General features: G+C 62.3%; 23 protein-coding genes. 6 read left to right on the forward strand and 17 right to left on the reverse strand.

What is annotated here, in order from left to right:
• Positions 1–25: 25 nt before the first annotated feature.
• A complete protein-coding gene (locus tag ACO08C_RS11465) occupies positions 26–253 on the forward strand; it encodes a DUF2093 domain-containing protein (RefSeq protein ID WP_421785728.1) in 228 nt (75 codons plus the stop codon).
• Positions 250–1122 carry a M23 family metallopeptidase gene (locus ACO08C_RS11470; protein ID WP_421785730.1) on the forward strand — a complete coding sequence of 291 codons (873 nt, stop codon included), beginning with the start codon at positions 250–252 and terminating at the stop codon, positions 1120–1122. Before ACO08C_RS11465 ends, ACO08C_RS11470 begins: the two co-directional genes overlap by 4 nt.
• Here the strand turns inward: ACO08C_RS11470 and ACO08C_RS11475 are convergent.
• From ACO08C_RS11475 to ACO08C_RS11490, 4 genes are read right to left on the reverse strand one after another with little or no spacing between them, the layout of a single operon-like run.
• Positions 1071–1991, reverse strand: coding sequence for a lysophospholipid acyltransferase family protein (locus ACO08C_RS11475; protein ID WP_421785731.1), 921 nt, complete (start codon positions 1989–1991; stop codon positions 1071–1073). The two genes, ACO08C_RS11470 and ACO08C_RS11475, sit on opposite strands and share 52 nt — an antisense overlap.
• A gap of 33 nt (positions 1992–2024) precedes the next feature.
• Positions 2025–3035 (reverse strand): tetraacyldisaccharide 4'-kinase, encoded by a 1011-nt coding sequence (gene lpxK / locus ACO08C_RS11480; protein WP_421785732.1) that lies wholly within the window; start codon positions 3033–3035, stop codon positions 2025–2027.
• Positions 3032–4297 carry a 3-deoxy-D-manno-octulosonic acid transferase gene (locus ACO08C_RS11485; RefSeq protein ID WP_421785734.1) on the reverse strand — a complete coding sequence of 422 codons (1266 nt, stop codon included), beginning with the start codon at positions 4295–4297 and terminating at the stop codon, positions 3032–3034. Before ACO08C_RS11485 ends, lpxK begins: the two co-directional genes overlap by 4 nt.
• Positions 4297–5034: a lysophospholipid acyltransferase family protein gene (locus ACO08C_RS11490; RefSeq protein ID WP_421785735.1), complete on the reverse strand. Its 738-nt coding sequence runs from the start codon at positions 5032–5034 to the stop codon at positions 4297–4299. Before ACO08C_RS11490 ends, ACO08C_RS11485 begins: the two co-directional genes overlap by 1 nt.
• Before the next feature lie 83 nt (positions 5035–5117).
• Here ACO08C_RS11490 and ACO08C_RS11495 point away from each other — a divergent pair, with 83 nt between their 5' ends.
• Positions 5118–5783 carry a fused DSP-PTPase phosphatase/NAD kinase-like protein gene (locus tag ACO08C_RS11495; RefSeq protein ID WP_421785737.1) on the forward strand — a complete coding sequence of 222 codons (666 nt, stop codon included), beginning with the start codon at positions 5118–5120 and terminating at the stop codon, positions 5781–5783.
• Here ACO08C_RS11495 and ACO08C_RS11500 read toward each other — a convergent pair whose 3' ends face one another.
• The 9 genes from ACO08C_RS11500 to ACO08C_RS11540 form a co-directional block, all read right to left on the reverse strand.
• Positions 5784–7541, reverse strand: coding sequence for an ABC transporter ATP-binding protein (locus ACO08C_RS11500; RefSeq protein ID WP_421785739.1), 1758 nt, complete (start codon positions 7539–7541; stop codon positions 5784–5786).
• 7 nt (positions 7542–7548) lie between these two features.
• Positions 7549–7791: a DUF4170 domain-containing protein gene (locus ACO08C_RS11505; protein WP_421785741.1), complete on the reverse strand. Its 243-nt coding sequence runs from the start codon at positions 7789–7791 to the stop codon at positions 7549–7551.
• A 14-nt stretch (positions 7792–7805) separates the two neighbouring features.
• Positions 7806–9167: a TldD/PmbA family protein gene (locus ACO08C_RS11510; RefSeq protein WP_421785742.1), complete on the reverse strand. Its 1362-nt coding sequence runs from the start codon at positions 9165–9167 to the stop codon at positions 7806–7808.
• A gap of 44 nt (positions 9168–9211) precedes the next feature.
• A complete protein-coding gene (locus ACO08C_RS11515; RefSeq protein WP_421785744.1) occupies positions 9212–9604 on the reverse strand; it encodes an MAPEG family protein in 393 nt (130 codons plus the stop codon).
• A gap of 9 nt (positions 9605–9613) precedes the next feature.
• Positions 9614–10012, reverse strand: coding sequence for a hypothetical protein (locus ACO08C_RS11520; RefSeq protein ID WP_421785746.1), 399 nt, complete (start codon positions 10010–10012; stop codon positions 9614–9616).
• A gap of 57 nt (positions 10013–10069) precedes the next feature.
• Complete coding sequence (locus tag ACO08C_RS11525; RefSeq protein WP_421785748.1) at positions 10070–10732, reverse strand: DsbA family oxidoreductase; 663 nt, start codon at positions 10730–10732, stop codon at positions 10070–10072.
• Positions 10729–11130: a hypothetical protein gene (locus ACO08C_RS11530; RefSeq protein ID WP_421785750.1), complete on the reverse strand. Its 402-nt coding sequence runs from the start codon at positions 11128–11130 to the stop codon at positions 10729–10731. The genes ACO08C_RS11525 and ACO08C_RS11530 overlap by 4 nt, the downstream gene beginning before the upstream one ends.
• A 61-nt stretch (positions 11131–11191) precedes the next feature.
• Positions 11192–11410 (reverse strand): hypothetical protein, encoded by a 219-nt coding sequence (locus tag ACO08C_RS11535; protein ID WP_421785752.1) that lies wholly within the window; start codon positions 11408–11410, stop codon positions 11192–11194.
• A 220-nt stretch (positions 11411–11630) separates the two neighbouring features.
• On the reverse strand, positions 11631–12794 hold the full coding sequence (locus tag ACO08C_RS11540; RefSeq protein WP_421785754.1) for a helix-turn-helix domain-containing protein: 1164 nt from the start codon (positions 12792–12794) through the stop codon (positions 11631–11633).
• A 159-nt stretch (positions 12795–12953) separates the two neighbouring features.
• Here ACO08C_RS11540 and ACO08C_RS11545 point away from each other — a divergent pair, with 159 nt between their 5' ends.
• Positions 12954–13622, forward strand: coding sequence for a hypothetical protein (locus tag ACO08C_RS11545; protein ID WP_421785756.1), 669 nt, complete (start codon positions 12954–12956; stop codon positions 13620–13622).
• A gap of 82 nt (positions 13623–13704) precedes the next feature.
• Positions 13705–14376, forward strand: a complete 672-nt coding sequence (locus tag ACO08C_RS11550; RefSeq protein ID WP_421785757.1) for a DUF4386 domain-containing protein — start codon at positions 13705–13707, stop codon at positions 14374–14376.
• Positions 14377–14610: 234 nt separating this feature from the next.
• Here ACO08C_RS11550 and ACO08C_RS11555 read toward each other — a convergent pair whose 3' ends face one another.
• Genes ACO08C_RS11555 through ACO08C_RS11565 form a run of 3 tightly spaced genes read right to left on the reverse strand, consistent with a single transcriptional unit; the run spans position 14611 to position 17010 of the window.
• Positions 14611–15234, reverse strand: coding sequence for a zeta toxin family protein (locus ACO08C_RS11555; RefSeq protein WP_421785759.1), 624 nt, complete (start codon positions 15232–15234; stop codon positions 14611–14613).
• The gene (locus tag ACO08C_RS11560) at positions 15235–15453 is read right to left on the reverse strand and encodes a hypothetical protein (RefSeq protein WP_421785760.1); all 219 of its coding nucleotides are present in this window, start codon (positions 15451–15453) and stop codon (positions 15235–15237) included. It abuts the gene before it with no gap.
• Positions 15454–15510: 57 nt separating this feature from the next.
• Positions 15511–17010, reverse strand: coding sequence for a UbiD family decarboxylase (locus ACO08C_RS11565; protein ID WP_421785762.1), 1500 nt, complete (start codon positions 17008–17010; stop codon positions 15511–15513).
• A 122-nt stretch (positions 17011–17132) separates the two neighbouring features.
• Between ACO08C_RS11565 and ACO08C_RS11570 the strand changes: the two genes are divergently transcribed.
• A complete protein-coding gene (locus ACO08C_RS11570) occupies positions 17133–17408 on the forward strand; it encodes a hypothetical protein (protein ID WP_421785764.1) in 276 nt (91 codons plus the stop codon).
• Positions 17409–17437: 29 nt separating this feature from the next.
• Here the strand turns inward: ACO08C_RS11570 and ACO08C_RS11575 are convergent, their stop codons facing one another.
• Positions 17438–18004: a helix-turn-helix domain-containing protein gene (locus ACO08C_RS11575; protein WP_421785765.1), complete on the reverse strand. Its 567-nt coding sequence runs from the start codon at positions 18002–18004 to the stop codon at positions 17438–17440.
• Between the last annotated feature and the right edge of the window lie 83 nt (positions 18005–18087).

An 18087-nucleotide genomic window follows, 5' to 3' on the forward strand; every position in this document is an offset into this window, starting at 1 on the left:
GGAAAGACATGCTAGATTTTGCGTCATGAAGACACCTTTCAACCGGGATTTGTCCGGCGAAGCCGTGCTTGAGTTCAGCGACTCGGATTTCATGATCCTGAAGCCGGGTGCCTTCGTCCGCTGCGCGGTGACCGGTGAAGAAATCGCGTTGCAGGACCTTCGCTATTGGAGCGCGGAATTGCAGGAAGCCTACAAGGATGCTTATGCATCCGCCGAACGCTGGAAGACAGTGCACGCGGAGCCCGGTCGATGATTTCAACCCTTGTATTGTTGGCTTTACAATCAGGCGATCCGATTGCGGATGTGTTGGTGCGCGATGCGGAATATCCGGTTGCCGAGGAGGCCACGGAAGCCGCGGCGCCCTATGCCTGTATCGGCGGGTTTATCGAAGGCGCGGCGATTATTTGCCGCAGCGAACCGGGAACGGTGATGACGCTGGGCGATCAATCGGCGACCGCCGACGAACAGGGCTGGATCATTTTGGGCCTTGATCGCGACAGCGAAGCCGAGATGACGCTGAGCGTGCAATTGCCGGGTGGTGCGGAATTTCGGGAGACCCGGCCGATCGAACAACGTGAATACGACATTCAGCGTATTGATGGCGTGCCTCAGCGTACTGTCACGCCGCCGGAAGAAGCGCTTGCGCTTATCCGCGAGCAATCACGCATGAAGGCCGCGGCTTATACCAGTTTCTGGACGGGTGCCGGATTTGCGGCGGGCTTTGTTGCACCGGCCGAAGGAATTATTTCGGGAGTTTACGGATCCCAGCGCTTCTATAACGGCGAGCCGAGACGGCCCCATTACGGGCTCGATTATGCCAATGACGCGGGCACGCCGGTTTACGCGCCGGCAGACGGTGTCGTGACGCTCGCCCATCCCGACATGTATTATGAGGGCGGTTTGATCTTCATCGATCACGGACAGGGCTTCACCAGCGCCTTCCTGCATCTCGGTGCCGTTCAGGTCGAGGTCGGTGACGTTGTCGCACAGGGCGATCAGATCGGCGAAATCGGTTCCGGCGGCCGCGCAACCGGAGCCCATCTCGATTGGCGGATCAAATGGCGCGACCGCTATATCGATCCGGCGCTTGTGCTTGAGCTCGATCCGGCGTCTTTGCGGTAGATCGACTTGTCCCAGCGGCGGTGAACCCAGAACCATTGTTCCGGTGCCTCAATGATCCTTGCTTCGACCCATTGGTTAATACGCGTCACCATCTCCAGAACGGCTTCCGCCTTGTCGTCCGCCTGCGCGTCCGGCAGCGGTTCGTAGAAGGTCACGCGGAATCGTGTGCCGCCAAGCCGCCTTACGCCAATCGGAACAATGGGAGCGCCGAACCGGATCGCCATTTTCGACGGGCCTGAAGCCGTCATGGCGTCATGCCCGAAAAACGGCGCCGCAATCCCGTCATTCATTTTCTGGTCGTTCATCAGGGCCACCGAAACGCCTTCGCGCAAATTGGCGAGCAATTGCTTGGCACCCACGCCGCCCTTGGCCGTCAGGAGCTTGATCCCATAGGCATGACGGGTATCGAGAATGCGTTTGTCGATGAGCGGATTATTGGCGTGCCGGTAAGTGATGTTGCAGTTGAGCCGGAGCTTGGCAATCGCTGCGCCCATTACCTCCCAGTTGGCGAAATGCCCGCCGACGAGTATGTAGGGCTGACCCTGCCGTTCGAGATCGAGAACAATTTCTTCGCCGGCGATCTCCGCGTGCTTGTCATAGGTTTCGGGCCGGTAATGGCGCATGTTGGCATTCTCGCCGATCAGGCGGCCGAAATTGTCCCACATACGCTCCAGCAAACGGTCGATTTCCGGGCGGCTTGCGTCCGGAAAACATCGCTGCATGTTGATCCGCGCGATATTGTGCACGGGGGTGAGCGGACCGATGCGGCGTAGTGCGGCGCTGCCGAAGGCCGAGCCGCGTTCCAATCCCATCGCCTGGAATGACGCCTGAAACGCATCCCATGCCAACGCTTCGGCCCGCCATCCCAATTGTTGAAATAATCCTGCACCCATCTTTGCGGTTTAGCGCCGGGCTGCCGCGGCGTCCAATGCCTGTTGGACCCATGCGGTCACTCGCGCCGGCTCTGCGAAGACGACCCGCACCGGCCAGGGCGTGATGCCGGACCGTTCAGCGGCCGGAATACGCATATAGTCCTTTTCCGTCGTGATGAGTTGGGCGCCGGCGTCTTCGGCCGCGTGGCGAAGTTCGCGGAGCTCCGACCGGGAATAGACGTGATGATCCGGGAAGCTTTGTGTGCTTTCAAGCTGCCCGCCGGCCGCTGCCAGCGAGCGGAAGAATTTTTCCGGGCGGCCGATGCCGGCGAATGCAAACAACGGCTCTGCCGGCAGGGCTTCGGCCGGTTCGAGCCAGGCCGTCATCACGGGTATTTCGAGATCGGCCAAGCCCAGACTGTCATGGTCGACAGGCGCATCCGGTTCTGCGGTCATCACGATGATCGCATTGGCGCGTGACAGGCCCGGTTCAACGGGTTCGCGCAACGGTCCGGCGGGAAAGATACGGCCATTTCCCCATCCCGCGTCGGCATCGATTACGACGATCGACAGATCCTTGTGAAGCTCCGGATTCTGATGGCCGTCATCCATGATGATCAGTTCGGCGCGATGGAGGATCGCCGCCTCGGCACCAGCGACGCGGTTCCGGCTGATCCAGACCGGCGCGGTGGCCGCCAGCATCAGCGGTTCGTCGCCGACATCCTTTGCGGTATGCCGGGCCAGATCCACACAAAGCGGTCCCTTGTTCTTGCCGCCATAGCCACGGCTCAAGGCTTGGACATTGATGTCCATTTGGCGCGCGATATCGAGCAGGCCGATGGCGACGGGCGTCTTGCCGGTCCCGCCAAGCGTAAGATTTCCCACACAAATCACTGCGGCTTCGACTGCGGAAGGTTTGACGCTGCGCAGACGTCTCTGGACAAGGAATTGGTAAAGGGCTGCGAGCGGATGCAGGACAGCTTCGGTGAGCCGGCTGAAAATGCCGGCGCTTTCTTGATACCAGAAAGGCGGTGGCTTCATGCGGACGTCCCGGGCACGAGCGTGAGCAGCGCGCGAAGCGTTTCTTCCATCGCCCCCGACGTCAAGCGCTCAAGCGCGTGTTCGGCATTGGAATGCCGGCGGGTGGGGTCCGATCCCAACGCCCGTGCAATGGCCTCGGCATCCGCTGCGACGATCAGCGCATTCTCTTCCGCGTAGGCTGTGTAGACATCGTCGAAACTCGCCGTGTAGGGGCCGGTGATCACGGCACAGCCCAGCCGGGTCGCTTCGACCGGATTGTGGCCGCCAATTCCATCGATCAAGCTGCCGGCGATGAAGGCCTGATCGGCCAATGCGTACCAGAGCGACATTTCACCAAGCGTGTCAGCCAGCCAAACCTGATCATCGCTTTCGGGAATTCCGCCATTTGACCGGCGGGCAAAATGCCAGCCGGAAGCGCTTATCTCGGCAGCGAGGTCATCGCCGCGCTCCGGGTGACGTGGCGCGAGGATGAGTAGTGCATCGGGATTGTCGCGCAATATGATGCGGTGAGCGTCCAGCAGAATGCCGTCTTCCCCGGCATGCGTGCTGGCGGCGAGCCAGACGGGGCGGCCCGCCAATGCGTTGCGAAGCGCGTCGCGCTCCACCGCGTTTGATGAGAGCGGCGCGGTCTGGAGCTTGAGGTTGCCGGGCTGCTGGACGTCGCGGCCGAGGATGGCCGACAGCCCGGCCTGCGTTCGCTGGTCGGCCGCGCCGATCCACTTGAAGGCAGATAGCAGGTATTGGGCGCTGGTCCGGCGTTTGCTCCATCCCTCAAGCGATGCCGCATTCATGCGCGCATTGGCGAGCGCTGCCGGCATGCCGCGCTTGCGCATTTCCATGAGCAGGTTGGGCCAGAGCTCGGATTCGACGAATACGGCGGCGTCCGGCCGCCAATGATCGAAGAAACGCCTGATGCAGGCCGGCCGGTCAATCGGCACATACTGGTGGACTGCGCCTTCCGGCAGTTCCCGGGTCATCAGCTCGGCCGATGTCGTGGTGCCGGTCGTGACCAGGAAGTGCCAGTCGGTCTGCTCGGAGAGACGGCGGACAAGATCGAGCAGGAGCAAAGATTCGCCGACGCTGGCGCCGTGCAGCCAGACCAGAAAACCGGGAGGCCGGGCATGACTTGCCCGTCCGAAACGTTCGGTGAGCCGTTTGGGATCTTCCTTGCCGCGGCGAGCACGTTGTTCCAGCAGCATGCCCGACAAGGGTGCGCTGACGATTGTCAGCCACCGGTAAAGGAAGAGCGGCCAGGGGGGCATCAGAGGCCCCTTACTGGTCTGGGCTCGGCGGGCTCAATGACAGGGCCGCCGACCGCTGCATCGGCTTCGCGCGTGGCCTCGTTCAGCCGGCGCTCAAGTTCCAGGCGCAGGCTTTCCATTTCGGCGTCATCGGCATCGGCGGGCACATGGATGGGCGGCTTCCAGATCACGATGCCCTTGCCGAACGGGAAAGGTAGGATGAAGCGATCCCAGGACTTGAACACTTTTTTGTGCGAGACCGACCAGGAGAAGATCATAATCGGCTTTCCGGTTGTCTTGGCGAGCTGGATGACGCCCATGCTGGCGCGCTGGCGCGGCCCGCGCGGACCGTCAATGGTCAACCCCATGCAGGCCTTGTTCTCGATCGCGCGGGCCATGTCACGAAACGCCGTCATGCCACCTTTCTGCTTGGTCTTGCGTGTGTTGCGGGAGGAACCGCGAACCACGCCGATCGACAGGTTGCGGGCAAAGCGGGCGATGAAGTCGCCCTCTTTCGACCGCGAGATCAGCATGGTCGGGGTCTGGGGCGCCCTGCGGTCCCAGCCCATGAAACTCAACCCGATGCGCGAATGCCAAAAGGCTGCGACCATGCCATCGCCGGTCTGCGTGCAAATATCCAGATGTTGGCGGCCGCGCCGCTCCCAGACCTTCGTTGCTGCGCAAAACTGCATGTATTTCGCGAGAATCCACGAAATGGCGTGCTGAACAGCCGGAGAAGAGGCGATCGATCGCAGCATTTGCCTTTGCTTGCGTTGATTGATGCAGCCGTCAAGCGTTCGGCGCGGTTGCTGCGAATGCACTGGCCGCCTAAACGGAGGACATGAGCTACGATCTGACCGATCCGCGCGACCGGAAACGCGCCTGGAACCATTATCTCTGGCAGGATCATGGCGTGTTGCGGCTGCGCTTCCACAACATGCATCCGGTCGGCACGAAGGGGATGTGGCGCGCCAATCAGCCTTCGCCCAACCGGCTGGCCTGGCTGAAGGATCAGGGGTTTAAGACAATCCTCAATCTGCGCGGGACGCAGCCGGGTCGGTCCTATTACGATCTCGAGCATGCGGCGTGCGAGGAGCTTGGCCTGGCGATTCACGATCTGCCCTGGGGGTCGCGCGAGGCGCCCTATGTCGAGCGTATCGAGCAGCTCATCGAGGTGTTCGATTCAATCGAATATCCAGCGCTGATGCACTGCAAATCCGGAGCGGACCGGGCCGGTATTGTCGCCGTGCTCTACCTTTTGCTGCACGAGCAGGTGCCGTTCGAGGAGGCGCTCGAGCACCTGTCTCTGCGCTATCTTCACGTCAAGCAGGGCAAGACCGGCATGCTCGATTATTTTTTCGAGCAGTACCGGAAAGCGAACGAAGAAGAACCGGTCGAATTCCTGACATGGGTACGCACAAAATATGACCGCCAGGCCACCCATGACGGTTTCATGGCGAGCTGGTGGGGCAGTTTGCTGACCGAAAAAGTGCTGCGGCGCGAATAGTCAGGCGGAGAATTGCAGGCGGCTGAGCCGGGCATAAATGCCGTCCTTGGCCAGCAAGTCCTCATGACGGCCGGTCTCGGCGACGCGGCCCTGTTCCATGACATAGATGCGATCGGCATCGCGCACCGTCGCGAGACGATGGGCGATCACGATTGTGGTGCGCCCTTCCGACAGCTTTTTCAAAGCGTTCTGCACGCGCGATTCAGCCTCGGCATCAAGGGCACTTGTGGCTTCGTCGAGCAAGAGAACCGGTGCATCGGCCAGGAGGGCGCGGGCGATTGCAATGCGTTGACGCTGTCCGCCCGACAGCTGGCTGCCGCGAGGGCCGACCGGTGCGTCGTAGCCACCGGGCAGGGCGGAGATGAAGTCGTGGGCATCAGCCGCGCGGGCGGCGGCTTCGATGGCGTCACGATCTGCATCCATCTGGCCGAAAGCGATATTGGCGGCGATCGTGTCGTCGAACAGGACAACATCCTGACTGACCAGCGCGGACGCCTTGCGCACCGAGGAGACGGTCGCCAAGCGGATATCCTGATCGTCGATCAGCACCCGCCCCCGCGTCGGATCGTAAAGCCGCGGGATGAGGTTCAGCAGTGTCGTCTTGCCGGAGCCGGACGCGCCGACGATGGCCGTCGTCTTGGCGGCTTCGGCGATGATGTCGACCTGATCCAGTGCGCTTTCGCCATCGCCATAGGCGAAGGAGACATTTTCAAACGTCACACGACCGGGTCCGGGACGCAGCGGTTTGGCTCGCCGGTCTTCGATGACATCATCGGTCTCGTCGATGACGTCATAAATGCGCTGCAGCACCGCGATGCCTTCCTGGATGGCGGCGCCGAGCGTGCCGACAGCGCGCACGGCTGGCGCCATGACGGCGATGGCGGCGATGAAACCGGTAAAGTCGGCGATCGATGCAGCACCCTGGGATATCCGCCAACCCGCAAAGGCGAGCACGCCGGCAAAGGCGGCGCCGCCGACGACTTCGAGAATCGGATCGACTCGCGCTTTGGAGGCCGCGATCGACAGGGCAAACCGGAAGCGTTGCAGGAAGGCGAAACGCGACCGTTCGATTTCATGGTCTTCGAGCTGGTAGGTTTTGACCATGCGAGCTCCGGAGAAGCTCTCCTCGAGGAAGCTCGTCACCTCGCCCATCTGGGCCTGCGCCTCTCCGGAAGTCCGGCGCAAGGCATTTCCGATGCGGATCACCGGCAGGGCGGCGAGGGGATAAACGACAAGCACCAGCAGGGCGAGCATCCAGTCGAAAACGAACATCGCGGTGATCGCGCCCACGATCGTCAGCGTGTCGCGTAACAGATTGTTCGCCGCACGGACCAAGAGATCGCGGAGGATGGTGATGTCATTGGTGAAACGCGAAACGATGGAGCCGACCGGTTCCGCGATCAGGCGCGCATAGTCGGCGCGTACCAGGCGCGCGAACAGGATTTCCTGCAAATCCTGCATGATCTTCAAGGCAAGACGATTGGTCTGAACGGTTTGCAGGAAGAGCGAGACACCGCGAATGGCGGTGATCGTGATGATCACGATGGGCGCGAGCCAGATCACACGGGCGTCTTGCTGTTCCAGCAGCCCCACCGCCCAGCGGATCATGAAGGCATAGCTCGACGCGGCCGCTGCCGTTGTCGCCGACAGGATGACCGCGAGCACGACGAGGCGCCAGCGCGGCGCGATCCTGTCCCGCCAGAACCGCGCGATGAGCGCACGGCTTGAGGTGGGGGCAGACGCCCCGGAAGTCGTCACGGCCTCGCTAATGATCGTGCCCGTCGGTCGTGGGGTCGAGCAGCTTATGCGCGTGAATGATGAAATAGCGCATGTGGGCGTTGTCGACCGTGCTCTGGGCGGCCGACTTCCAGGCGGCGCGCGCGGCAGCGTAATTGGGGTAAGCACCGACGAAATCGATGGCTGTCAGGTCCTTGAATTCCGTCGCATCCGGGCCGAGGTCGGTGAGCTCGCCGCCGATCACGAGATGAAGCAGCTGGGTGTCGGTCATGACAGCATCCTCTGTCAGGCGCCGCCGATCGACAGGGCGTCGACCCGCAGGCTGGGTGCGTTGACGGATGACCAGAAGACGAGATCGTCTGCCGGTTCGATCCGCTTGAATATGTCTATCAGATTCCCGGCGACGGTGATCTCGCTGACCGGACCGGCGATGGCGCCGTCGTGAATGGCGAAGCCCGAAACGCCGACGGACCAGTCGCCGGTATTGGGGTTGAGCGACGGGCTGAACATTTCTGTGACCAAGAGGCCATCCGGGATTTCCGAAATCATCTGCTCGCGCGATGCAGTTCCGGGTTCGATGTGGAGATTCGTGCTCGACACGCCGGGTGAACCGCCAAGGGAGCGGGTTGCATAACCATTGGTCTGCAGCCCGAGCTGGCGGGCAGAAGGCGCGTTCAGCAGCCAGGTCGTCAGTACGCCGTCTTCGATGACGTGGCGCTTTCGATTGGCGACACCTTCTCCGTCGACCGGCCGCGAGCCGAGCCCCCAGTCGCGGTGCGGATCGTCGATGATGTTGATGTGCGTCGCAAAGATCGGCTCGCCGAGCTTGTCGCGGAGAAACGACGTGCCGCGGGCAATGGCCGGTCCGGCGATGGCGCCTTCCAGCGCGCCGAGAAACCGCGCCGACACCCGTCGGTCGAAGATCACCGGGCGCACGCCCGACGGCATCTGTGAAGCGCCGAGACGGGCTACGGTCCGTTCACCGGCTTCGCGCCCGATTTCCGCCTGATCGCGCAGATCGGCGCGGCGGCGAGCGCTGGACATCGAGTAATCGCGTTCCATGGCGCCGTTACGCGCGGCGATAACGCTGACGCCATAGCCATGGCTGGACCGCCGGGCCGTGTGAGACACACCATTGGTGGCGATGCTCGCCGACGCCGTTTCGCCATTGCTGGCAAAAGCGGTTTCCGTCATCGAAACGCCGTCAATGCTGCGCGCTGCGGTTTCCACCTCACGGGCAATGCCGGCAAGATCTTCGCTGGTCCAAACAGGGTATTCGTAAAGCTCTATGTCGGGCAGTTCGGTTGCCAACTGGTCGCGGTCGACGAGGCCGCACCAAGGATCCTCGGGCGCAGCCTTGGCCATTGCGATGGCGCGTTGAACGGCCTGGCCGACGCCTTCGTCGGACAGGTCGGAGAAGCTCACGCCCGCTTGCCGCTTTCCGAAAAAGACCCGGAGCCCGGCATCGCGGCTTTCCGAGCCCTCAACGGCTTCCAAAGCGCCATCGCGCACGGCCACTTCGGTCGAGCGCGACTGGATGACAGCCGCTTCGGCCGCCTCGGCGCCATGTTTACGGGCCTGGGCTACGAGATCGCCGACGATGGCCAATAGGGCGTCGGTATCGATCGGTTGTGAAGGTTCACTCATGTCCTTCACCTAGCCTGCCCCGACCGCCCGGGGCAATCACTCGTTCAGGCGAGGGCTTTCCAGAGCAGCAGAAGCGCGATGGCGATATAAACGAGCAGTGTCAAACCAGCGCCGAAAATGCGGCCCGGTCCGGTCGTCTGCTTGGTAAAGAATGCATAGGCGTGCGCGCCACGGGCCAAGGTGAAAGCCAAGCCGAGCAGGTGGATAATCAGCGTTCCGATGCCCAGCGATGCCAGAAGGAACAGCCCGATCAGAGCGCCCGGGATCCATTCAGCGGCATTGCCGTGACCGCGGATGAGCGCGGTCATTTCGATATCATTGCCATCACCGAGATCGATTTTCTTACGATTGCGGTTGAGCCCGATGGGCACGGACAGCAGGGCGAGCAGCAGGAGGTTGAGGGAAGCATAAAGCGCAACGGCTTGAAGTGCGGTCATGACAATATCCTATTGGCGGCCTTCGCGAGTGCATTCGACCGTGGCATTGACCAGAAACATTCCGGCCACCGACATTTCCTCGACGCTCAATTCGCCGCGCATGGCCAGAACGCGTTCATTTTCGTCATTCATCGACGCGATGAGAAATTCGCGCGCATCGCCGGTCAGCGCGTCATCGGCCTGCTCGGCCATGCACTCGCATATTTCGGGTGAATTGTTGGTCGCATTGAGACAAGCGGCGGCGAAATCGTCGCCGGATCCGGCGCTGGTTTGCACGGCATCGCCGCCACCGGATGGCGTTTCGCTTGAACTGCCGGTTGACGATGTCTCGCCTTCACCGGCGGAATTATTGCCGCACGCGGCCAGCGCCAGCGCGGCCAGCAGTGCCAATGGCAGGGATGGTTTCATCGGTGTCTCCTGTCCTGTCGGACGGAATAAGAGCCCCGAAACCCGCAGCGGTAAAGCCTAATCACGCGCCGGCAGCGCGGCCGCCTCGCGCAACGCGTTGGCCAACACGGCGGGATCGGCAGCGCCCGGCACAGCGAACTGGCCTTCGAAGATGAAAGTCGGAACGCCGGTAACGCCCAGCTGGTGGAAGAACACCGCCTCTTCCCGGACCTCGGCCTTGTCGCGGTCGGTGGCCAGCAGATCGCCAACAATTTTGGGATCGAGCCCGGCCTCGCCGGCAATGCGCGTCAGGATGCCGATGTCGCCAATGTCTTTGGCGTCGCGAAAGAATGCCGCAAACAGGCCCTCGGCGACGGCGTTGGCTTTCTTCTCGCTCTGCCCCCGCGCCCATCGGATGAGGCGATGGGCGTTGACCGTCGAGGGGCGGCGCTCGATCCGGTCGAAGCGGAAATCAATGCCGGCCCCGGGTGCCGCCGCCTCGAGATGCGTGCGCATGGCCTTCCAGTGTTCGGCGTTCTCGCCGGAGAATTTCACTTTCATGTAATCGCGATAGGGCGCGCCCTCATCGGGAAGCGTCGGATCGAGCTCGTGCGGCCGCCAGGTCACCTCGGTCTTGATGTCCGGGGCGAGCTTTTTGGCGGCGAGCCAGTTGCGCCAGCCGAGCCAGCACCAGGGGCAGACGAAGTCGGCGACCAGATCGATGCGGACGGGGCGGCTCATTCGGCGGAGACGGCCTGCTCGGGCATTGCGGGCATGCAGGTGCCGAGGCTGCTCTGCAGAAGCAGCGGTAGCGCCGCCCGCTCTTCTTCCGGGGCCGTATCGACCAGGCGCTGGGCCTCGGCCAATGCGGCGGCCGGATCGTCGACCAATGCGTCCTCGCCGATCGCACCCTGACTGCCAAGTGCCATGACCCGGTACATCGTGTCGCCGGACTGGCCGGCCAGCTCGGCATCGAGACAGGAACAGAACGCCGCATAATCCGCGGGCTCGCCGCCCTGGTCGCGCGCCTGCTGGAACTGGCAGGACTGGCGCATATAGCTGCTAAGGGTTTCGCGGTCGGTGGCAAATCCGCCGTGCTGAGCGGCAAGCGCGAGGGTGGCGGCCAAGGCGAAAATCATGAAGGACTCCCCGTCATCTGGTCTGCCGTCACCGTGACAGGACGGCGGGCGGGGTCAATGTTCAAGCGAGGATATCGAGCAGGCGGCCGGTCATGTCGCTGGCGGTGCGGATCACGGCGGCGGAGGCGGCCTGGCTGGCTTCGGCTTCCTTGATGGCCACCATGGCATCGATAATGCCGGCTTCGTCCGCGCGCGGATTGGCGATGTCGCGTGCCGCGCTTGCCAGCTGCGCCTCGGCCGCCTGCAGGGCTGCCGCGGAGGTGTTGAACGCGATGTTCATAACCGCATGATCGCATGCCGGTGATGGATTTCGCAGCGATTTCAGGCTGCAGGCTTAATGCCGGGTTGCCGACCTGGAATTTTATCCCCGTTTTTTTTCACCGCCGTCTCCTACTACTACTACTGCGACGACTACAGTTCCCCGCCCACCGGGCGGCGGTTCAGGAGTCTAAGTGGAAACGGGCGGGCGTGAATTGGCCGGACGACGCATTGCCGAGCGTCTAAGAAGACAGCGGCATCGATTTGGCGCCGCCGGCTGCGCGGCTGAATTCCCTGGGCGTCTGGCCGGTCTCACGTTTGAACGCCTTGTAGAAGGTCGAACGGGAGTTGAAGCCGACATCCAGGGCGATGTTAAACACGGAGTCCTTGTGGGTGAGGATCCGGGATTTTGCGTCTTCGATCCGCCAGCGGGCGACAAAATCGAAAAAATTGACGCCCAGCTGCTCGTTCAGGGTTTGCGATACCAGGTTGGGCGGCGTGCTGACATGTTTGGAGAGCTTCATGAGCGACAGGTTGGGGTCCAGATAGAGCTGCTCTGTGCGCATGGCCTTGAGCAAGCGTTCGGCGATCTTCTCTGACCGGTCCCCGGAGAGCGCTGACCGCGCGTATTTTTCATGGGGCTCTGCGCCGGACACAGGACTGTCCGTCTCTGAAAGCTCGGGCGGCGGCGGTGCGATAGCAAAGGCGATCAGCGTGAACAGCACTCCGCCGGCCAGCACAAGGACGAGGCTGTTGGGGGTCAGAAAACCCAATGACAGATTATCATTGATGAGGGTGATCGCCGCGGCCCCCCAGAGCGCCACCAGCAGGACCAACAGCCCGTCAATCCAGCGCAGATCATAGGATTCCGTGTTCGAGTAGAAGGATTTGAGCCGGGCACGGTAGCGCGCAAGCGTTCGCAGGGTGGCGATCAGGTAGGCCGCAGAGGCCAGCACCCAAATGAAGATCAGGGCAAAGGTCAGCAGCGTCAGGATGGAAGGGGCGGGCCCGTCCGGGAGTTCGCCATTGACGAACAGCGTCGTGCGAGCCGTTGACGGCAGCAGCCAGTATCCGGCCATCACCCCCGCACCTGCGAGCGGCAGAAGGGCATCCCGCAGCCGGTATCCGGTCTGTGTGCCGTCTGCCAGCAGGCTTTTGGCATAGCGATACACCGCGACCGGCAGGCTGAACATCAGCGGCAAAAGCGCGGGCATGTAAAAGGTATAGACCGCCGGCTGAACGGCCGTGGCCATGGGCAGGGCGCACAGGCCCGCCATCAATCCGAAGACGATCAGTAAATACCGGCGGTTCGCTCCGGCCGGAGACGTTCGAACGCCGGCCAGGGCGCCTGCCAGGGCGATTCCGGTCACCAGGGCGGAAAGCAGGACGATGCCATCTGCTTGCATGCCAGTGGTCTAGAGGAGGCCCATTCCCCGATCAACGTTCTGCGCCGCCGGATGTGTCCGAGCCGTCCCGCGCGGACGACACGGACGTCAGAGCCGGCCATTGAGACCCGTGCGGGTGCACATCGCATTCCTTGAACAGGCTGACCTGACGGATACGACATGACGGAACCGGACATTCTGGGCGGCCTCCACTTCTGGATTGGATGTGGGGCGATTGCCGCTGGCTTTGCGGCTTTCGCCGCCCGCAAGGGCCGCCCTGTGCATCGCAAGGCGGGAGCGCTGTTCGTGATCACGATGGGATTGCTGACGCTGAGCGGGCTCTGGATGAGCCTGTCGCGCGAAATCCTGTTCACGGTGTTTTTGTCCGCGATCAGCTTTCATGCGCTGATGACCGGTTGGGCGGCGGCCCGATATCAGGACCGTCCGGCCCGCTGGATAACGCGAGGCGCGCCCTTTTCATCGGCTTTGATCGCGTTCGGCGGTGTCGCCGGTGGCCTACTGGCCGCCGCAAGTCCGGACGGCATGCTGAACGATTTACCGCCGGGCGCCTTTTATGGGCTCGCCGGTGTGGCGGCCGTCCTGTGTGCGCTGGATGTAATTTTCGCACGAAAGTCCCTCCCGCAACCGCACCTCCGCTTGACGCGGCATTTATGGCGGATGGGATTTTCCTTCTTCCTCGCCACCGGCATCTTCTTTTTCGGCAACAACCATGTGCTGCCGGACGCGTTGCGAACGCCCGTCTTCCTCACCCTTCCGGTTCTGGCGGTGGTCGGCTGGACCGTCGTCTATGCGGTGCGGACCCGGTTCCGCCGCGCTGTGCCGGGGTGAGGCCCTTCAAACATCAAAAAAGCAAACACAGGCGGCTGCCCGCGAAGATGGCGCCGCCGGGCATTCACGAAAGGCAAACACAATGAGTTTTCAGAAAGTCAGCGGTCTCGCGGCGATCGGCGCGGGCGCAACATACATCATCGGGTTCTGGGTCTATTTCTCGATCCTCGGGCCCGCGCAATATGGCAGCTCGTCGGTTCCCGCCGAACAGCATGTCCAATTCCTCGCCGGGAACATGGATCTGATGACGGTCTGGAACCAGATTATCTATGTCCTCAACGCTATACTGATGGTGCTCCTCGTCATCGGGCTGCACCGGCGGCTGTCGGCCAGCGGGGCGCTGGGCCAGACCGCGTCGGCCTTCGGGCTGATCTGGGCGGGGCTTATCCTGGCCACCGGCATGCTGATTAATATCGGGATTGCGCAGATTGTCCGGCTTTCGGCTGAGGACATGGACGCCGCGGCGACGCTCTGGCGTGCGGTGATTGTCGTCAGTTCGGGCCTGGGCGGCGGCAATGAAATCACCGGGGGGATGTGGATTTTTCTGTTGAGCCTCGCGGGCCTCAAAACCAAGGCCCTGCCGCTCGCCGTCAACCTGTTGGGCGTTCTCGTCGGCGGCGCCGGGATTATCTCGACGATCCCGGCCTTATCCGCGGCCACGATGGTGTTCGGGCTCGGCTTCATTCTCTGGTTTTTCGTGGCGGGGTTTGCCTTGTTGTGGCTGAAACCGCTTAAAGAGGCGGAAGCAGGTTAGGGCGGATCCCAGGGCGAATTGGGGCTGAATTAAAGCCCCAATCGCCTCCCACATTTCGTCGAGGCGCTTTTTCGTCGCCGCGTCCATGTCGAGCTTGTCGCCCCATTCTCGAAGTCGAGACCGGCGCCGACCAATGCGGCGCCCGTGAACCTCACGGGTCGCAGGACGAGGGGCGAATGTCGAAGTGGCCCGCGCTTCGTGGAGATGCGGCTGGCTAGGATCGCGCGAGTCCGTTCAATGCTCGTCGTTCAACAGGGATTGAATGGCGTTCGATAGAATGGGCAGAAGCTCGCCATAGATATCGATCTCGAGATTCTCTTTCTTGCAGACCAAGGCCGGTGCGGACCGTGAATTATCGAAAATATACGCTCTGTCCGCTCGATCGAAGAACCAACTGAAATTTTCGAGTGACCGCTTCCGGCGATCTCGGATCTTCTGTTCGGGCACGTCGTGTCCGCCGGCTTTCACGCGTTTTGCAACACGACTGACATTCAAATCTTCAGTTTCCAGATAAACGTAGAACAGGGCGACTTCGTAGCCCTTGGCCTGAGCGGCTTCGACCAGCGCCTGATACTTCGTTGTCGAGAGGACCGTCTCGACCCCAATGGATTGATGGGCGTCGACCGATGCGTAAAGCCAATTTTCGATCCGCTTTACAGCCTCGAGATTGGCTTCGTCGGCTTGCCCGATCTCGGTCTCGAATATCCGTCTCGCCAGCGCGTCAGGATTGATGATCCAGATCGTGCCGCGTGGCGCATCCAATCGGGTCTGTTCGAACGACGAGGTTTTGCCTGATCCGTTGGCGCCCGCGATGATCCAGAGCGACGGCCGGACGCTCTTATATAGATCGGCCGCCAATTAGGCGGGCTTCTTGGCTTCAGACCTGCGGCGGGCGGCGCGGACGCTCTTCGCCACGCCGTATTGGAGTTCGCTCGCGAAGGTGGCGCTTTGCGTTTTCACATTGACGATCTGGCGCTGTTTCCCGTCGACCTCGACGCGCGTCACAAAGCCATCCCGCTTGGCTTCCTTGCCAGCGAGCTTGCCATTCTTGTGAACACGAAGCGTGTATTTGGCCATCACGAACCTCCAAGGTCGATCTCAAATTCTAACATAATGTGGGAGCTTCGTAATGGTCTACAATCCCAACTCCCCCCACATCTCGTCCACCCGCTTCTTCGTCGCTTCATCCATGTCGAGCTTGTCGCCCCATTCGCGATTGGTTTCGCCGGGCAGCTTGTTGGTGGCATCCAGGCCGATTTTGGAGCCGAGGCCGGAAACCGGAGAGGCGAAGTCGAGATAGTCGATCGGCGTGTTCTCGATGATCGTGCAATCGCGCGCCGGGTCCATGCGGGTCGAGACCGCCCACATCACGTCCTTCCAGTCGCGCGCGTCGATGTCGTCGTCCACGACGATCACCCATTTCGTGTACATGAATTGGCGCAGATAGGACCAGACGCCGAGCATGACCCGCTTGGCATGGCCGGCATAGGCCTTCTTCATCGAGACGACGGCGATGCGGTAGGAACAGCCCTCCGGCGGCAGCCAGAAGTCCACGACTTCCGGAAACTGTTGCTGGAAGAGGGGGATGAAGACCTCGTTCAGCGCCTCGCCGAGCACGCTCGGCTCGTCCGGCGGGCGGCCGGTATAGGTGGAAAGATAGATCGGCTTTTCGCGCATGGTGATGGCGCTGATCTTGAAGACCGGGAAGGGCTCGACCGAGTTGTAATAACCTGTGTGATCGCCATAGGGGCCTTCATCGCCATACTCGTCGAGCATGACATGGCCTTCGAGCACGATCTCGGCCTGGGCCGGGACTTTCAGCGGCACAGTCTTGCAATCGACGAGTTCGGCCTTGGCGCCCCTTAGAAGTCCGGCGAACTGGTATTCCGACAGCGTGTCCGGCACCGGTGTGACGGCGGCGAGAATTGTCCCCGGATCGGCGCCAAGGACCGCCGCGGCGGGCAGGGGGTCCGGCTTTTCCTTTTTCCAGCGCTGGTATTGCTGGGCGCCGCCGCGATGTTTCAGCCAGCGCATCAGCGTTGTGTCCTTGCCCAGCTTCTGCATGCGGTAGATGCCGAGATTGAAATCGTCTTCGCGGGAGTCCGATGGCCCCTTGGTGACGACGAGCGGCCAGGTGATCAGCGGTGCGGGCTCGCCCGGCCAGCAGGTCTGGATCGGAATCCGGTCGAGGTCGATGTCATCGCCGGTCAGCACGACCTCCTGGCAGGGCGCCTTGCTGACGGATTTCGGGCGCATGCTCATCACGGTCTTGGCCAGCGGCAGCATGGACAGCGCATCCTTGATGCCTCGCGGCGGTTCGGGCTGGCGCAGGAAGGCGAGCAGTTCGCCAACCTCGCGAAGTTCCTCGGGCGTCGAGCGCGGCTCGCCGCCCAGCGTCACCGCATTGGCGACCCGCTGAACGGTGCCGAACAGATTGGCGAGGACCGGCATGGCGGACCGCTCGCCCTTCTCGTTGATAACGTTTTCAAACAACAGGGCCGGGCCGCCCGCGTGCAGGACGCGGCGGTGAATCTCGGTCATTTCCAGCTCGGAGGAGACCGGCGCGGTGATGCGCTTGAGATCGCCTCTTTCCTCGAGCCAATCGATGAAGTCGCGCAGGGATTTATAGGCCATGACCGGCATCCTCGTGATTGCCGGTCAATCTGCGGTTCTGGCCGGAATTGTCCAGCGCTGCGCCTGCGGCGAATGGAACCGAAGCGGCGAGCCACTCGTTCCTTCAGCGGAGGACACGCCGCATGTCGCTGCTCTATCAATTGCTGGGCTGGACGCTGATCCTGATCGGCCTGCCGCTGACGCTGTCGCCCCTACCGTTTGGCATCATTCTCGTGGCGATCGGGCTGGCGCTGATCATGGCGAATTCGCGGTCGGCGCGCCGACACCTGCAGCATCTACGCGCGCAGCACAAATGCCTGGATGAATGGATGCGCAAGGCTGAAAGCACCGTTCCCGGCCCATTTGACCGGATATTGCGGCAGACCGACACGAATGGCTGGCAGCGGCCGCGGGATTGATCTTCCAGCGCGGTGATCGGCTCCGATTGTCAGATACGATCGACCGGTGTCATCGTCACGGTTACGGCCACGGCGGGACCGGAGGCGGGGTCCGTGCCGGTCATCAAGGCTTTCAATTCTTCAATCTTCTTATTGATTTCCGTCAGATTCTCTGGCGGGGGTGCGCCGACAAAACGGTGGAACAGAAGGTTGGTGTCCGGGCCGAGCGCCTGTTTGCGCGGATTGTTGAGGCCGGCCGAGATGTCCCGTTGCGTCTGGCGCAATAGTCCCGCAGCAATGCGGCCGGCCGCGGCGTTGTGCCGGTCGTCGGCAAGGGCGCGGGCGAGGCGCATGCGGCGGGCGGGGGTGGAATACATCTTCTCCGACCGGTTGCCCTGGCCCCGGTGGCCCCTGGCGAGCACCAGCCCGACCGCGCTCAGCTGATCGATATGCTGGTACAGCGTGGTCCGCCGCAGACCGGAGAGCCGGGCAAGATCCGCCGCCGAAACCGGCCCGAACGTCGCCACGAGGTCAAGCAAAGCCTGCCGCGTGCGCGACGCCAGGCAGGCGAGTTGGTCCGCCGAGACGATCCAGAATTCACTTTCGCTTGAGCTCATAAACGCCGACCATTGACTCTTGTTCATAAAAACAACGATAAATGAACAACTGGTTCAAGCCAATGTGGCGGCTGGCAGCGAAG

This window comes from Hyphobacterium sp. (genome assembly GCF_965229905.1).
Taxonomy (GTDB): Bacteria; Pseudomonadota; Alphaproteobacteria; order Caulobacterales; family Maricaulaceae; genus Hyphobacterium.

Coding starts and splice junctions, on each gene's coding strand:
- ACO08C_RS11465 (WP_421785728.1), top strand. CDS start 26: ATGAAGACACCTTTCAACCGGGATTTGTCCGGCGAAGCCGTGCTTGAG.
- ACO08C_RS11470 (WP_421785730.1), top strand. CDS start 250: ATGATTTCAACCCTTGTATTGTTGGCTTTACAATCAGGCGATCCGATT.
- lpxK (WP_421785732.1), bottom strand. CDS start 3,035: ATGAAGCCACCGCCTTTCTGGTATCAAGAAAGCGCCGGCATTTTCAGC.
- ACO08C_RS11485 (WP_421785734.1), bottom strand. CDS start 4,297: ATGCCCCCCTGGCCGCTCTTCCTTTACCGGTGGCTGACAATCGTCAGC.
- ACO08C_RS11490 (WP_421785735.1), bottom strand. CDS start 5,034: ATGCTGCGATCGATCGCCTCTTCTCCGGCTGTTCAGCACGCCATTTCG.
- ACO08C_RS11495 (WP_421785737.1), top strand. CDS start 5,118: ATGAGCTACGATCTGACCGATCCGCGCGACCGGAAACGCGCCTGGAAC.
- ACO08C_RS11505 (WP_421785741.1), bottom strand. CDS start 7,791: ATGACCGACACCCAGCTGCTTCATCTCGTGATCGGCGGCGAGCTCACC.
- ACO08C_RS11510 (WP_421785742.1), bottom strand. CDS start 9,167: ATGAGTGAACCTTCACAACCGATCGATACCGACGCCCTATTGGCCATC.
- ACO08C_RS11515 (WP_421785744.1), bottom strand. CDS start 9,604: ATGACCGCACTTCAAGCCGTTGCGCTTTATGCTTCCCTCAACCTCCTG.
- ACO08C_RS11520 (WP_421785746.1), bottom strand. CDS start 10,012: ATGAAACCATCCCTGCCATTGGCACTGCTGGCCGCGCTGGCGCTGGCC.
- ACO08C_RS11525 (WP_421785748.1), bottom strand. CDS start 10,732: ATGAGCCGCCCCGTCCGCATCGATCTGGTCGCCGACTTCGTCTGCCCC.
- ACO08C_RS11530 (WP_421785750.1), bottom strand. CDS start 11,130: ATGATTTTCGCCTTGGCCGCCACCCTCGCGCTTGCCGCTCAGCACGGC.
- ACO08C_RS11535 (WP_421785752.1), bottom strand. CDS start 11,410: ATGAACATCGCGTTCAACACCTCCGCGGCAGCCCTGCAGGCGGCCGAG.
- ACO08C_RS11540 (WP_421785754.1), bottom strand. CDS start 12,794: ATGCAAGCAGATGGCATCGTCCTGCTTTCCGCCCTGGTGACCGGAATC.
- ACO08C_RS11545 (WP_421785756.1), top strand. CDS start 12,954: ATGACGGAACCGGACATTCTGGGCGGCCTCCACTTCTGGATTGGATGT.
- ACO08C_RS11550 (WP_421785757.1), top strand. CDS start 13,705: ATGAGTTTTCAGAAAGTCAGCGGTCTCGCGGCGATCGGCGCGGGCGCA.
- ACO08C_RS11560 (WP_421785760.1), bottom strand. CDS start 15,453: ATGGCCAAATACACGCTTCGTGTTCACAAGAATGGCAAGCTCGCTGGC.
- ACO08C_RS11565 (WP_421785762.1), bottom strand. CDS start 17,010: ATGGCCTATAAATCCCTGCGCGACTTCATCGATTGGCTCGAGGAAAGA.
- ACO08C_RS11570 (WP_421785764.1), top strand. CDS start 17,133: ATGTCGCTGCTCTATCAATTGCTGGGCTGGACGCTGATCCTGATCGGC.
- ACO08C_RS11575 (WP_421785765.1), bottom strand. CDS start 18,004: ATGAGCTCAAGCGAAAGTGAATTCTGGATCGTCTCGGCGGACCAACTC.